Genomic DNA, 15,531 nt, shown 5'->3' on the forward strand with positions numbered 1-15,531 from the left:
TTAAACAAATAATTTTGCGTACAAAAAGCAGAAAAATTGATCAAACTAGGCATAAAATGTAGGGTCTGCTAATCCAGCAGTCTCAAATCCCTGTTTGCGAAAACAGCAACTATCACATCGGCCACAGGCGGACCCATTGTCGCTGGCTTGATAACAGGATACGGTCAATGAATAATTGACTCCTAATTTGCTCCCAAGAAGAATGGTTTCTGCCTTTGATAGATCCTGCAACGGCGCATGAAGTTGAATATAATCGCCCTCCACTCCCGCCTTAGTGGCCAAATTAGCGACGGCTTGAAAAGCTGAGATATACTCCGGTCGACAATCGGGATAATGCGAATAATCGACAGAACTCACCCCAATAAAAATATCCCGCGCTCCGATGATTTCAGCGTATCCCAGCGCGTAAGACAAAAAAACAGTATTGCGCGCAGGAACATAGGTGACTGGAATTTCTTCGCTCGCACTGTAGTCTGGAACTTGAATCGATTCATCCGTTAACGCCGAACCACCTAATTGGCCAAGATCTAAGTTGATAATACGATGCTCAGCAACTCTAAAATGGCTCGCCACACGACGTGCTGCTGCTAATTCCGCTGAATGCCGCTGCCCATAAGCAAAACTAAGTGCATGGCATTCAAAGCTCTCTGCCTTGGCAATCGCCAAACAAGTGGTTGAGTCCAAACCTCCAGATAACAAAATCACTGCTTTTTTCATTTTAATCTCATTGAAATTGATCAATTTGCGTCTGTATTCTAATCGTTTTGTTTAGAACTACCAAACTTGGGGATTGGTAGAGGGAATCTAAAAAAGGATCATTCTTCGCGGGAGAGTAGAACGTGTCGGTTGGGCCTTGGCCCTGAGGTATCGTCACTTTCTTTTGAATAATATTTCGAGCCAAATCCAGTGTTTTACTGAACCGCTCAGCCTGAGGAGGAGCGCCAGCGACGTCTCGAAGGCCGGTCCTGAGACCACCGAAGGGGGGCTTTGCACCAAGGCTTCGAGACAGCGCTACGCGCTTCCTCAGCCCGAACGGAGTGAGCTAATGATTGGAGCAACACCTATTTTTTTAATACTATTTCGAGCCAAATCCAGTGTTTTACTGAACCGTTCAGCCTGAGGAGGAGCGCCAGCGACGTCTCGAAGGCCGGTCCTGAGGCCACCGAAGGGGGGCTTTGCACCAAGGCTTCCGAGACAGCGCTACGCGCACCCGAGCATCCTGAGGCTCTCGAAGGACTCAGCCCGAACGGAGTGAGCTAATGATTGGAGCAACACCTATTTTTTTAATACTATTTCGATCCAAATCCAGTGTTTTACTCAACCGTTCAGCCTGAGGAGGAGCGCCAGCGACGTCTCGAAGGCCGGTCCTGAGGCCACTCGAAGGGGGGCTTTGCACCAAGGCTTCGAGACAGCGCTACGCGCACCCGAGCATCCTGAGGCTCTCGAAGGACTCAGCCCGAACGGATCGAGCTAATGATTGGAGCAACAGCTATTTTTGTTCAAAAAAAGTGACGATACCTCAGGCCTTGGCCCAGCATGCCATCGCATAGGGTAAGATAACGACTTAACTTACCACATACTCCTTTTCCCCATTATCGGTCAAAACCTCATCTGTGGCAGCTAGCTTCACATAACCTTCTTTCGCTTTATTCACACCAAACAAATTAATTAACCCAGCAAACGCACCGCTATCCTGTGGTTCTTCAAAATGTTTAAGGGTGGGAGTCTCCTCAAACGCCAGAAAATCATTCTCATCAAAACCAGGCAACTCCTCACGCTGAGGTTCAAAACGATTGATCATCGCGTTTGTAAGAATAGCTAGAGCAAATCCAGCGGCCAAGACAGCAAGACCTATACCGATTGGCATGAACATTAGTGAGACAAACACTAAGGGCGGAATTAATGCATCAATCAACGAAGAGCGGATTAATTTTACGACTTGAAAACGCACCATTCTCTGCTGATACTCAGACTCTGCCAATCCCAATTTTATTTCCAAATACAATTGTTTCCTGCGATTAGGGTCTATCGTCTTTTCAAACTCTGCTACAAGCTCATTGCAATGCTTAATTTCTAATGCGCGTGTTTCTTTTGTTTTAGCAATCTCGATTGTCCCACTCGCTACCGCTGTAGCAAAGGTCAGCACGAAACACAAGGCAGCACCGCATAATGCGATGATTAAAGCCGTTGCTGGCACAATCGTAGCAGGGGGGAAAAAGAAACAGCACATGACACTGAAAGCCATCATTAAACCAACGGCATAGACTAAATCATTGGTCAAACTGAATGCTTTGTATTTCCAATCAAATTTTGTTTTTGCTTTCAATTCCATTAGTCTTTTCAAATCAGTTTTTAAATCCTCAAGTTGATCTTTTAAAGTCTGTTCTTCAGCTGGGTTCATTTTATTCATAAATTTTAATTGAACGGCTGCAATCTCAGCTTCCAGCTTCTCCTTATCTCGCTTGATAGCTTGCAGATTCGCAACATGTTTCGTGTGTTCTTCCCAAAAACGCCAGATGGTTAATATGACATCCATCAGTAGCAGTCCGACGGTAACAATATTACCTGCGTAACCAAGAATACCTGGGCCTCTTAGCAACAAATGGCAAAGCATATTGGCAAACCCCCAAATGGAGTCATTCAATAAAGCAAATTTTCGTTGGTTCCATTGCGTAAGAAATCGTTCCGATTGCGGGATATCCATTTCATCTTTAGAAGGGTGATAGACATGTTTCAACAATAAGAACAGATTGATACCAAAACGGGTATAGTAGAGAATCCAGCTCATATAGCCTGTCACGGGCGAAGGAACATCCATATTGGCTTGGGCTTCTAGTTTATTGTAAAAATCATCAGGAATCATTTCAAAAAGGGCTGACAACATGCTTCCGCCCCATACCCAATAAAGACGTTTAACGTTGATGCTGCTCATCCACTCAACGAGTGACCCTGTATTGTTATCCATGAATTGCTTGATTTTTTCTACAACCCAACTCGCAATAGCCGTTAAACCTAGATATTTTAAAGCCTTGGTTGCAAGGCTGATATTAGCTTCTAAATCAGCTTCAAAAGGGACTTCTTGACCTGCTACAGCGGTGTTTTCTAACTCATGAATACGTTGAGCACAAAGTTTTAATGCCTTTCGATGACCTTCTAAGGTATATCTTCTTTCTTCAGCTTCATCGAGTTGATATTGGGCATAGAGTAAGTAATAAGTAAAAAGAAGTTGATTGACTAAGCGTCTCTTTTGTTCAGGCGTTAAAAAACCAAAACTCGCAGGATTTTGTTTATCTAGCTCGGCTTTATAAAAGGTGCGCAAAGTGGGTAAAAAGGCGGGGGAAACTTTACGTTGCGCTGCAAGTTCTGTCGTATCTAATAATAGCTCGATTCTCGCTTTTACTTTTAGCTCTTCGCTACCCCATTTGATTCGCTCTTCTTGCTCTCGCTTTTCTTGCTTCGCCTGAGCTTTTTTCGCTTGGTGTATATCAAATAAATCACGCATGCTTCTTTTTTCTATATCGCTATGCGCTTCAAATGAACCCTTTATTGAAATACTAATATCACCCATCGCATCACATCCCATCACCTACCGAAGATTGTTGAAAATATGCGCACATAGCGCAATTTATTCTCTTTTATACCATATTAGCCATTCTTTGGACAAGTTAATCCCTCGCAAATTTACACATTTGATAACTTATTTTCTTAAAATTAAGGTATGAAAATTAAGGAAAAATTAAATACCGTTTAAAACTTGGAAAATTCGCATCTGACTTCCACAAAATGGCAGAATCCACACAATGTTGGGCTTGTTGCTAAAAAAGTGTATAATTGCGCGTTTTATTGCCTATATCTCCTACCATGAATCTTGAAAAAAACTATGATGTTATTGTGGTCGGTGGCGGCCATGCTGGTACTGAAGCGGCATTAGCAGCAGCCCGTTTGGGAGCACAAACTTTGCTCCTCACCCATAATATGGATATGCTGGGTCAAATGTCTTGCAATCCAGCGATCGGTGGAATTGGTAAAGGGCATCTTGTCAAAGAAATTGATGCCTTAGATGGTGCAATGGCTTTAGCTGCTGATCAAGCCGGTATTCAGTTTCGTATTCTTAACGCGTCAAAAGGACCTGCTGTACGCGCTACAAGAGCACAAGCGGATCGCGTACTTTATCGGCAAGCTATTCGCCAAATTCTGCAACAACAGCCTAATCTGACCTTATTTCAACAAGCCGTTGACGATTTAATTGTTGAAGGCGAGCAAGTCACTGGTGTAGTCACCCAAATGGGTTTCACTTTACGTGCCCGGGCAGTGGTTTTAACAGTAGGAACCTTTTTAGGCGGAAAAATTCATATCGGTATGAGTCAATATGCCGGTGGTCGCGCCGGTGACCCACCTGCCATTGCTCTGGCAAAGCGCTTACGCGAATTAAACCTCCCCGTGGGTCGGTTAAAAACAGGAACTCCGCCGCGTATTGACGGTCGTTCGCTGGATTATAGCCAAATGACGATACAGCCTGGCGACAGTCCTGTTCCTGTTTTTTCTTATCTAGGAAAATTAAGCGATCACCCGCAACAATTGCCTTGTTACATAACTCATACGACTGCAAAAACTCATGAGATCATTCAAGCTAATCTTCATCAATCACCGATGTACGCCGGTGTCATTGAAGGGGTTGGACCGCGATATTGTCCTTCAATTGAAGACAAAATTGTCCGATTTGCTGATAAACTCTCGCATCAAATTTTTGTTGAACCCGAAGGTTTAACAACCGATGAAATTTATCCTAATGGCATCTCAACCAGCTTGCCTTTCGAAGTCCAAGTTCAATTTGTTCGCACCATTCAGGGTTTTGAAAATGCGCATATTACCCGTCCAGGCTATGCCATCGAGTATGATTATTTTGATCCGCGTGGACTCACCTCCTTCCTACAAACTAAGCCTTTGCCGAATCTCTTTTTCGCCGGTCAAATCAATGGCACCACTGGCTACGAAGAAGCCGCCGCACAAGGCTTAATTGCTGGTATGAATGCTGCCTTGCAAGTGAAAGATCGACCCCTTTGGTGTCCGCGTCGTGATGAAGCCTATGTAGGAGTGTTAATTGATGACCTTATCACTTGCGGTACCCAAGAGCCCTATCGAATGTTTACTTCAAGAGCCGAATACCGTCTCTTATTACGAGAAGATAATGCCGATCTCCGACTAACCGAAAAAGGGCGTGAATTAGGTTTAGTTAATGAACAGCGCTGGCAAATTTTTTGTGAAAAACGCGAAGCCATCGAACGCGCCCAAGCCAATTTAAAAGCCACTTTAGTACGCGTCTCTCACAGCGAAGCACTCGGTTCTTTGTTAGAACATCCGCTGCAACAGGACTGCCGTGCTGCGGATTTATTAAAACGTCCTGAAATTAACTATTTGGATTTACAAACCATCGCTGAGCTAGGTTTACCTGAACTCACCAGCGAAGTGGCTGAACAGGTGGAAATTCAAAGCAAGTATGCTGGCTATATCGATCGCCAACTGCTTGAGATAGAGCGTTTACGTAAACATGAAAATACGCAATTGCCTGCTTCGCTCGATTACACGACAGTTTCAGGTTTATCTTCAGAAGTTATTCAAAAACTAAACCGCATCAAACCAACGACTATAGCGCAGGCCGGGCGTATCTCTGGAGTTACTCCAGCCGCCTTATCCCTGCTCTTGGTTCATTTGAAAAAGCATCGAGAACCGGCATGAGTTTATCAGACGCTATCTTTCAACAATTGGCCAAAGGCACAGAAGCACTTGGTTTAACTGTCGCAACGAATTCTTTTATGCAATATTTATTGTTGCTAGATAAGTGGAATAAAACCTATAATCTGACGGCAATAAGAGATTTGGATACCATGGTTAGCCGTCATATCTTAGATAGCTTGGCCATTTTGCCTTGGATTAGGGGTACTCGCATCCTTGATGTCGGCACTGGGGCTGGGTTACCTGGCATTCCTTTGGCACTTGCTAATCCTGATTTACAGATTGTCCTTTTGGATAGTAACGGCAAGAAAATTCGTTTTCTGCAAGAAGTAAAGCGTAATCTAGAGTTGAATAATATTGAAGTTGTACAGACGCGAGCAGAAAACTATCACCCTTCATGTGATTTTGATACAGTAACCAGTCGAGCGTTCAGCGAATTATCGCAAATGATACACTGGACACAACATCTGATAAGTAACGAGGGTATTTGGCTTGCCATGAAAGGTCGTTATCCCGAAACCGAATTAGCGAGCATCAACCTACCTTATCAAGTTCATTCCATTCAAGTACCTGGTGTGGACGGTGAGCGTTGCTGCGTCGTTATTGAAAATGCAACTAAGGAATAATCATGGCGAAAGTCATCGCAATTGCCAATCAAAAAGGAGGAGTGGGTAAAACCACAACCGCGATCAATTTAGCAGCTTCCCTTGCAGCAAATCGCCAACCTGTTTTGCTCGTTGACCTTGATCCCCAAGGGAATGCGACCATGGGATCAGGAATTGATAAACATGCACTGGTGCATACTTCAAATGATGTTTTGCTACGTGATTGCTTAGCTGAACAAGCTTGCTTAGCTACCAGCTGTGGTTATGATTTAATTCCTGGCAACGGTGATTTAACTGTTGCTGAAGTGAGTTTGATGGAAAGAGATCATCGCGAAACTTTTCTTTTTAAAGCGTTGCAGCCGCTGCAGACTGCTTATGATTTCATTTTGATTGACTGTCCTCCAGCGTTAAATACTTTGACAATTAATGCGCTGGTTGCAGCTGATTCCGTATTAATTCCCATGCAATGTGAATATTATGCACTTGAAGGATTAGCCGCGCTCATCTCAACTATTGAACAAGTGAAAGCCTCAGTCAATCCACGCTTACAAATTGAAGGTGTCCTGCGTACCATGTATGATGCACGCAATCGCTTATGTGCCGAGGTTTCCAAACAGTTGCTGGAGCATTTTCACTCCAAAGTGTATCGAACAGTGGTTCCACGCAATGTGCGACTGGCAGAGGCGCCTAGTCATGGGATGCCCGCTTTGCAATATGACAAATCTTCACCAGGTGCTGCAGCTTATATGGTTTTGGCTGCTGAGGTTATCAGTAAACAGGTTGTGACCGCTTAATTTGAGGTAAATATGACAGTAAAACGTGGCGGTTTGGGGCGAAATTTATCCGCTTTATTAGGTAACTCAACAACCCATTTGCTGGCTGAGAAACCTGCTTCAGATCATTTTAAATTGTCTGTGGATTGTCTCCAACCCGGAAAATATCAACCTCGCACCGAAATAGAAGAAGCGCCTCTTGTTCAGTTAGCTGAGTCAATCAAGCAACAAGGTTTATTACAACCTTTGGTTGTTCGTGAAATCGCAACCGATCGCTACGAAATTATTGCCGGTGAACGCCGCTGGCGCGCTTGTCAATTAGCAGGACTCACTGAAGTACCCGTTGTCCTACGCCAAGTTGATGATGAAACGGCAATGGCCATGGCGTTAGTGGAAAACTTACAACGTGAAGATCTGAATGCCATGGATCAAGCGCGCGCCATGTTTCGTCTTACTAGTGAATTCGGCCTTACGCATCAGCAAGTTGCTAATATACTTTGTAAATCACGCGCAGCTGTCAGTAATTACTTACGGTTACTCAGTTTGAGTAACGAAGTAAAACGGCTTTTAGAGCATGGTGATTTGGACATGGGACATGCACGCGCCTTACTACTTCTTGAAGAAGAACAACAGGAACAAGTCGCTCGGCTAGTTGTGGCTAAAAATCTGTCTGTTCGAGAAACTGAAAAACTTGCTGCCAGAATAAAAGAAGGAAAAGTTGTTGAGGTTAATCATAAACCTGAAGTATCTCCTCTCGTTAAAGAGCAGATCCAAACGCTAGCAGAACAATTAAATACGAAAATTAAAGTTAAACCCGGCAAATCCGGTAAAGGAACACTCGTTATCCATTACGACACAATGCAAAATTTGCAAACCGTTATTGAATGGATATCCTCAAGAAAGTAGCTCAAAAAACACACCAATTGGTTTAAGTTTTTACTAATTATGTCGATATAAACTATAGCCAGGGATGAAAAAACATAGCGCTTAAAATCAGATAAGGCTGATTCCGCACTTGCGAGCGTTAGCGTTGTTGCATAGTTCATAACAAACCGTTAGATAGTAGGGGGTTAAATCTATTAAGGAGGATTTATGCAAATCCAGCCCTTACAACCAGTAGCAGTGAGGCTCAAATGTGGCCATGCTGAGGCTTCTTGTTTCTTAGTAGAGCTTAGAGATACTGAAATGCAACTGACTAGTACTGACTACTTAGAAAATAATAGCCCCGTCGTTTTTTCCTCAAAATTTTTTAAGGGTGAAGCAAAGATTACAAATCTTAACTTCTCCCATCATCATTTTAATTATACTTTGGCGATTGTCTTTATCCAATTTCAACCAGGTTTGCTAGTGAATAAATTGTTATAGCCAATAAACAAACACGAATAAAAATAACCAAACCACATCGACAAAGTGCCAATACCAGGCAACCCCTTCAAAAGCAAAATGCCTTTCAGGAGTAAAGTGGCCGCGAATGCAACGAATTAGGATAACAATCAACATAATTGTTCCTATGGTTACGTGCAATCCGTGGAAACCGGTTAACATGAAGAAAGTAGTCCCATAGATACCCGCATCAAGTGTCAGATTCATTTTGGTATAAGCTTCATGGTACTCATAAGATTGGCAAATCAAAAACAGGATACCAAGCGCAATTGTACAGCTCATGCCGACAATTAGTTGCTTGCGTTTATTCAACTTTAGAGCCCAATGTGCCCATGTAATGGTAGCACCAGATGTTAATAAGATGAGCGTGTTAATGGCCGCTAATCCCCAGGGCTCCATTCCTTCACTTGCGCCAAAAAAAGCTTGGTTATTGGGATTGGATAATAACGGCCAAGTTGCATTGAAGTTAGGCCAAAGAGTAAGATGGGTCATGGGATGATCAGCTATTTCTCCGCCTAAGATTGGTACTGACCAATAGCGGGAGAAAAACAAGGCACCAAAAAAAGCGCCGAAAAAACAAACCTCAGAAAAAATAAACCAGCACATTCCCCAACGGAACGAGCGATCTACTTGTAAGTCATAGACCCCCTTCTGATTTTCATAGATGACTTGACCGAACCAGCCAAACATCATAAATATCAAGATTCCCAAGCCAAGTGTAAAAATATAAGGTCCATACCAATCATCATGTAACCAGGAACCTCCACCAACTAACATCGTAGTTAAACCAATGGAACCTAGTAATGGCCAATGACTGGGCTTAGGGATGTAATATGTGCCATGCGCTCCCATTATGTATTTTTCTCCTGTTTCTATTGCACTTCTTCATGGAGTTTGAAGTAGCAAACCTAGTTAATTACTTTATCAGTTACATCAAACAACGTGTAAGCCAAAGTGATTGTCCTCACATTAGATGGTAAATCGGTGTCCAGATGAAACAGTAAAGGCATATTCATCGCTTCATGTCCGTTAAGTGTTTGCTGAGTGAAACAGAAACACTCCGTTTTTTTCAAATATTTTGCGGCTATCCCCGGAGTCACACTAGGAATAGCCTGTACAGTCATCGCATGGTTCGTTTTATTCTCAGCATAAAAAGCTAATTTTGCAATCTCACCTGGATGCACCTTTATCTTCTTAGTTTTTGGATAGAATGCCCAGGAAACTCCACCATTATTTGTCGCAACAAATTCAACAACTATCTCTCTATCCTGAATTTTCGCCGATTTAGCATCGTATGCTTCGGCTTGACCACTTATCTTCCCATTAATACCAAAGTTCTTGCACAGACTATTGTAAATGGGCACCAACGCAAAACCGAAGCCAAACATAGCAAGAACAGTGACAGCTAGAATAACAATCAATTTTTTATGACTTTTTTCAGCCATTGGACCTCGCATTAATAATGAAGAAGATGCTCCGACTCCACATGTGGTGGCGTTACAAAACTATGATAAGGGGGTGGCGATGGCAAAGTCCACTCCAGGCCATGTGCACCTTCCCAAACTCTTGCTCCCACTTTCGGGCCATGTTTACGCACAGTTCTTACCACGTTATATAAAAATAACAATTGGGAAAAACCAAAAATAAAAGCACCGATGGTTGAGATCATATTAAAGTTGGTAAATTGCAGAGCATAATCTGGGATCCGTCGAGGCATACCCGCCAGCCCGAGGAAATGCATAGGGAAGAAGGCAATATTGACCGAAATGACTGACAACCAGAAATGCCATTTGCCCAATCGTTCGTTGTACATATGCCCAGTCCATTTTGGCAGCCAATAATAGGTGGCAGCTAGAAGACCAAAAATAACACCAGGAACTAATACATAGTGGAAATGACCCACTACGAAGTAAGTATCTTGATATTGATAATCAGCAGGTACTAAGGCAAGCATCAATCCAGTAAAGCCACCAATCGTAAATAAAAACACGAAAGCGATGGAAAAGAGCATTGGTGTTTCAAAGGTCATGGCTCCTTTAAACATCGTACTAACCCAGTTGAACACCTTTATCCCCGTAGGCACAGCAATTAACATAGTGGTATACATAAAAAATAGCTCTGCGCCCAGCGGTATACCAGTGGTAAACATATGATGCGCCCAAACAACGAAGGATAATACTGCAATACTCACCGTTGCATAAACCATAAAATGGTAGCCAAATAAGGGCTTACGACTAAACGTTGGTATGATTTCTGAAATGACCCCAAAAGCAGGTAATACCAGTACATAAACTTCGGGATGACCAAAGAACCAAAACACATGCTGGAATAAAATAGGATCACCACCGCCACTCGCTTCAAAAAAGCTTGTTCCAAAATGTCGATCAGCCAACATCATAGTCACAGCGCCAGCTAACACCGGCATGATAGCGATAAGTAAGAATGCCGTAATTAACCATGTCCAAACAAACATTGGCATTTTCATCAACGTCATCCCAGGAGCACGCATATTCAGGATGGTTGCGATAATATTAATCGACCCCATAATGGATGAAAGACCCATCATATGTATGGAAAAAATCATAAAGTCCGTGCTTGGTGGAGCAAATTTAGTCGATAAAGGAGCATACATTGTCCAACCGAAATTGGGCCCACCACCACTGTGGAACATGGTTGAAGCAAGCAAGGTAAAAGCGAAGGGCAATAACCAGAAACTCCAGTTATTCAATCGCGGCAATGCCATATCAGGCGCACCAATCATCATAGGTATTTGCCAGTTAGCCATCCCTGTAAATGCAGGCATCACTACCCCAAAGAGCATGATCAAACCATGCAAAGTGGTCATTTGGTTATAAAAGTTAGGATCTACAAATCGATGCCCTGGTTGAAAAAGTTCTGCTCGAATAATCAATGCCATGGCGCCGGCGGCAAAGAAACTGAACATTGCTAACCATAAGTATAAAGTTCCTATATCTTTGTGGTTGGTGGTAAATAACCATCGCTTTGCAAAGCCGATGATTCCTTTACCTTGTTCTGGACCATGCTCTTCATGATCTGCATCGTGCGCTAACTCTTGACTCATCGTAAACCTCCGACCTTCGCTTTTTCCACCATTTTAGGTTGTTGTATTTCGCCTTGACGCACTTTCGCAACATCAGCAGGTTGGACAACGTCATCTGTATTATTTTCCCAAGCATTACGCTCGTAAGTAACAATTGCTGCAATATCTTTATCAGTTAATTGCTCTTTATAAGGCTGCATCGCAGAACCAGGAACACCATTTAAAATCATTGCGATATGGCGTGAAATTGGTTTTCCAACTGCCACTGAACTGCCTTTAAGAGCGGGATACATTGGTGGCAACCCTTTACCATCTACTCTATGGCAAGCAGCACAAATTTGATCGTATTTTTGCTTACCGTAACTCATTAACTCAGCACGTGTCAGATCTGCTTGTGACTCAGGCTGATTAACTGTTTCTGCATATTGATCTTTCACTTTAACCTGGTTAGCAACCCATTGATTAAATTGGTCTTCGTTGACAGCTTCCACCACTATCGGCATGAAACCATGATTGATCCCGCATAATTCAGCGCATTGACCGCGATAAGTTCCTGGTTTTTCTATTCTTGCCCAAGCCTCATGCATAAACCCAGGTATCGCATCACGTTTAACACCTATCTCAGGCACCCACCAGGAGTGAACCACATCATTAGACGTTACTAGAAAACGAATTTTCTTGTGGACCGGGAGTACAAGCGGTTTATCAACTTCCAATAGATACCATTCGCCCTTTGCTTCTTGATTATGGATTTGCTCAAAAGGAGTCGATAAAATAGAAAAATAACTGATCCCTTGATCTAGATATTGATATTGCCATTTCCATTGATACCCAACTATTTTAATTGTTACATCTGAATCGCTATTGTCTTCCTGATGAATCAAAACCTTGGTTGCAGGAATGGCAAGGCCAACCAAGATTAAAAAAGGAATGATGGACCAGACCATTTCTAAACGGAAATTATCATGGAAAGTCGCTGCAGTATAACCTTTGGATTTGCGATGATGGATGAGAGAGTAAATCATCACTCCGAATACCACGACGCCAATAATCCCGCAAATCACCATAGCAATCATATGCAAGTCATACATGTCATGACTTAAAGGAGTAACTCCTCTGTACATATTGAGTTGCCACTTATCCGCCTCAGCCATTGCTGGCTGGCCAGCTACCAATCCAATTAAGGCGGCAAGCACTTTGCTTACCTTAGACCTATTTAGCATCCCCGTTCTCACCTCTTCAATTAGCTAGGATCTTAAAATTCGTCTTGCCAGTGCTGAGCACTTGCAAGACATTTTACTCTATCCCAACTGATGATTAAATTTATTTAGAACCTTGAATCTGTGCATGATAATTACCACAGCGAGTAATTACCCTCTGTTTTTGATTGACTCACCATATATTTGATTGCTTCAATCACCTCACCAGTAGTGCAGTGTTTGCAACCACCTTTTTTCGGATGATCATCCCCTTTTATGGTTTTCTCAATCAGAACATCCATATTTTGCGCAAGCAAAGGTTCCCATGCCTTTTTATCACCGATTTTGGGGGCACCTTGTAGTCCCTGATTGTGACAAATGCCACAGTTTTCTTCATAAATTTCCTGACCGTTTGATGGGTATTTAGCTGCACCACCACTGGTTAAATCACTCCATTGCGAACGTGTGAGCGAGTTATTCAAAATATAATCAACAGCAGCAATCACATCGTTATCAGAGCAAGTCACACAAGCTCCTTTAACGGGCATGCTGTTGTATCCATCAATGGCATGCCGATAAAGACCTGTCAATCCGCTCTGCTGCAATCGGAAATACCAGTTTGACGCATTTCCGATTTCAGGAGCGCTCATCTCACCATTTTGATGGCATATAATACAGGCATTAACATAGACTTGCTTGCCTCGTTTAAGAGAAGGCTGATTCTCAGAACCAGGAACTCCCAAAGGGTCTTCACTAACAACTGTCTTAAGATAAGTCGCCATAGCTAAGTGATCTTCTTCTGTTAAATGCGTTAAACTATTATGCACGACCTCTGCCATGGGTCCCGCTACGGGACCAGCCCTATTAATTAATTCACCTCGAGAAAATACGTCTGAAATTTCATTATGAGTCGCTGACTCCAGGCCATATTTAGTGATATTGGGAGCCCAATAACCGTCAATAAATGTGCCGGTTAGATAGAAGCGATTTTTAGGAGCACCAAATACGTTCAAAGGGGTATGGCACATGCTGCAGTGACCAAGGCTATCTACGATGTATTTACCTCGATTCCAAGCAGGTGACTTCGTAGGATCATTGACAATAGGATTATCGTCTGGATAGAAAAATAATAAATTCCAACCCCACAAAGTGAAGCGTGCTCCAGGAACATTAAATGGAAAAGGTAGCTCTTTGTTTTTCTGGTTAACAGGAGGAATACTCATGAAATAAGCGTAGAGTGCACGAGCATCTTCATCCGTCATTTTAGAAAAATAGATGTACGGGAAAACTGGAAAATAGTTTCTGCCTTGCGGGTCGCGACCGTGTTTCATTGCGCGAATAAAATCTTCCTCAGTCCAATTACCAATACCAGTTTCTTTATCTGGCGTGATATTAGGACTGTAAAAGGTACCGAAAGGGGTATTAATAGGTAATCCACCGGCAAAGGAAGGCGTTTTACCTTTCACGTTAGTGTGGCAAGCAATACAGTCACCCATCCTCGCCAAATATTCCCCTTTCTTAATCAGTTCAGCTTGCTCACCGGTTGCTGGTGCAGTGCTTGGATAAGCTGGATAATAACCATTAATAAGTGGTTCAACAGGGGCTGTCATTTTTGCTGGAAGTTGGCTGTTTGCGGGCGCATTAGCATTGCTAGCGGGCGCATTAGTAGCAGGTGCATTAATGTTAGTACCAGTGGGCACATTCTTGCTATTTGCAGGTGTATTATTCTTGCTATTGCTATTTTCAGCAGCGTATAAAATGTTTGTCAACATTAAAAACATTGCTAAAAAAGGCACTAAGATAGCGTTTTTTTTCAACAAAGAGCCCACGCTCCCTCCTTTAAATTTGTTTACCTACGGTAGACACTGGCAGGAAAATTAATCTCGGCATTTTATACCCGTAGTCAGGCAACTTCAATGCTTATTAAGGACTTTGATATATTTGCATTTTTTTACATGAAACTTGAGAAATCTCAGGGAGTTAAGCTACCCCCCAAATAACAAAAGCCACTCTCAAGTGGCTTTTGTGTAAACTTCGTACGGCCAGAGTGCCGACCTTCTGTTTACAACTTAACTATAGCAAAGCAACTAAACAAGTCAAACTGATCATCCATTGATCATGCAGCACTTTGTTCCAGTTGCCCAATTACAGTTTTGATGGCAGCATAAGAGAAACTACGACCACTTAAAAACCGGTGAAGAAGAGTCGTGGCATTCTCAGAGCTATCCCATTTACCGCCAAGTTTTTTACGTGCTTCATCCAACGCTCGAACATTTTCATTTTCAAGAGACAATAATACTCTGGTAACTATTTCTTCAGATATCCCTTTTTGTTCTAGCATTTGGGAGATAAAGCGATTTCCTTTATGCGCATAATGTTGCGCTAAATTCGTTGCTAATCTTTGATCATTAATTAATTGCAATTCTTTTAATCGCTTAAAAGTCGCATCAATACGGGACTCACGATTTGGCAAAGTGGAAAATTCATTCTCGAGAAACAAACGTAATTCATGTTCGCTACAACTGCTATCCGATAAACGCTTAATAGCAACATCGATAATACTACTCATCTTAAATTCCCTCTCTTAATGGTAGAAAACGGACTTCCTTTTACAAATCAGTACGTGTTATCAATTGTTAAAAAACCTATAAAGCTAAATCCTTTAGCCACTTTCTCATATTGATACAGATTATGAAAAAGTCGGTTTTAAATGCAAAAAGCATGCCTATTATTGTTAGTCTTCAACGCACTGATAGTTATAGCCATCTTTTAAGCTC

General features: G+C 42.4%; 13 protein-coding genes. 5 read left to right on the forward strand and 8 right to left on the reverse strand.

All coding sequences use genetic code 11. The annotated features are described in order from the left end of the window. Positions 1-45: 45 nt before the first annotated feature. Together queC and Ldro_RS08680 are read right to left on the reverse strand one after the other, a co-directional pair. Positions 46-717, reverse strand: a complete 672-nt coding sequence (gene queC / locus Ldro_RS08675) for a 7-cyano-7-deazaguanine synthase QueC (RefSeq protein WP_058495996.1) — start codon at positions 715-717, stop codon at positions 46-48. Positions 718-1,564: 847 nt separating this feature from the next. Next, the gene (locus Ldro_RS08680) at positions 1,565-3,568 is read right to left on the reverse strand and encodes a hypothetical protein (protein ID WP_058495997.1); all 2,004 of its coding nucleotides are present in this window, start codon (positions 3,566-3,568) and stop codon (positions 1,565-1,567) included. A gap of 293 nt (positions 3,569-3,861) precedes the next feature. Here Ldro_RS08680 and mnmG point away from each other — a divergent pair, with 293 nt between their 5' ends. The 5 genes from mnmG (at position 3,862) to Ldro_RS08705 (ending at position 8,476) form a co-directional block, all read left to right on the forward strand. After that, on the forward strand, positions 3,862-5,736 hold the full coding sequence (gene mnmG, locus Ldro_RS08685; protein ID WP_058495998.1) for a tRNA uridine-5-carboxymethylaminomethyl(34) synthesis enzyme MnmG: 1,875 nt from the start codon (positions 3,862-3,864) through the stop codon (positions 5,734-5,736). Continuing rightward, complete coding sequence (rsmG, locus tag Ldro_RS08690) at positions 5,733-6,359, forward strand: 16S rRNA (guanine(527)-N(7))-methyltransferase RsmG (protein ID WP_058495999.1); 627 nt, start codon at positions 5,733-5,735, stop codon at positions 6,357-6,359. The genes mnmG and rsmG overlap by 4 nt, the downstream gene beginning before the upstream one ends. Positions 6,360-6,361: 2 nt before the next feature. Then, entirely contained in the window at positions 6,362-7,132 is a 771-nt protein-coding gene (locus tag Ldro_RS08695; protein ID WP_058496000.1) for a ParA family protein, read from the forward strand. Between the two features lie 12 nt (positions 7,133-7,144). Continuing rightward, a complete protein-coding gene (locus Ldro_RS08700; RefSeq protein WP_058496001.1) occupies positions 7,145-8,017 on the forward strand; it encodes a ParB/RepB/Spo0J family partition protein in 873 nt (290 codons plus the stop codon). A gap of 186 nt (positions 8,018-8,203) precedes the next feature. Beyond that, complete coding sequence (locus tag Ldro_RS08705) at positions 8,204-8,476, forward strand: hypothetical protein (protein ID WP_058496002.1); 273 nt, start codon at positions 8,204-8,206, stop codon at positions 8,474-8,476. Here Ldro_RS08705 and Ldro_RS08710 read toward each other — a convergent pair. The 6 genes from Ldro_RS08710 to Ldro_RS08735 form a co-directional block, all read right to left on the reverse strand. Continuing rightward, the gene (locus Ldro_RS08710) at positions 8,471-9,346 is read right to left on the reverse strand and encodes a cytochrome c oxidase subunit 3 (protein ID WP_058496003.1); all 876 of its coding nucleotides are present in this window, start codon (positions 9,344-9,346) and stop codon (positions 8,471-8,473) included. The two genes, Ldro_RS08705 and Ldro_RS08710, sit on opposite strands and share 6 nt — an antisense overlap. A gap of 56 nt (positions 9,347-9,402) precedes the next feature. After that, the gene (locus Ldro_RS08715; RefSeq protein WP_058496099.1) at positions 9,403-9,939 is read right to left on the reverse strand and encodes a cytochrome c oxidase assembly protein; all 537 of its coding nucleotides are present in this window, start codon (positions 9,937-9,939) and stop codon (positions 9,403-9,405) included. Between the two features lie 11 nt (positions 9,940-9,950). Further along, a complete protein-coding gene (gene ctaD, locus Ldro_RS08720) occupies positions 9,951-11,576 on the reverse strand; it encodes a cytochrome c oxidase subunit I (RefSeq protein ID WP_058496004.1) in 1,626 nt (541 codons plus the stop codon). After that, positions 11,573-12,778 carry a cytochrome c oxidase subunit II gene (gene coxB, locus Ldro_RS08725; RefSeq protein ID WP_058496005.1) on the reverse strand — a complete coding sequence of 402 codons (1,206 nt, stop codon included), beginning with the start codon at positions 12,776-12,778 and terminating at the stop codon, positions 11,573-11,575. Before coxB ends, ctaD begins: the two co-directional genes overlap by 4 nt. Positions 12,779-12,909: 131 nt before the next feature. Beyond that, positions 12,910-14,364, reverse strand: a complete 1,455-nt coding sequence (locus Ldro_RS08730) for a c-type cytochrome (protein WP_131764406.1) — start codon at positions 14,362-14,364, stop codon at positions 12,910-12,912. 506 nt (positions 14,365-14,870) lie between these two features. Continuing rightward, on the reverse strand, positions 14,871-15,323 hold the full coding sequence (locus Ldro_RS08735) for a regulatory protein RecX (RefSeq protein WP_058496006.1): 453 nt from the start codon (positions 15,321-15,323) through the stop codon (positions 14,871-14,873). Positions 15,324-15,531 lie beyond the last annotated feature (208 nt).

Origin of the sequence: Legionella drozanskii LLAP-1, from assembly GCF_001467585.1 — a bacterium.
Lineage (GTDB): Bacteria > Pseudomonadota > Gammaproteobacteria > Legionellales > Legionellaceae > Tatlockia > Tatlockia drozanskii.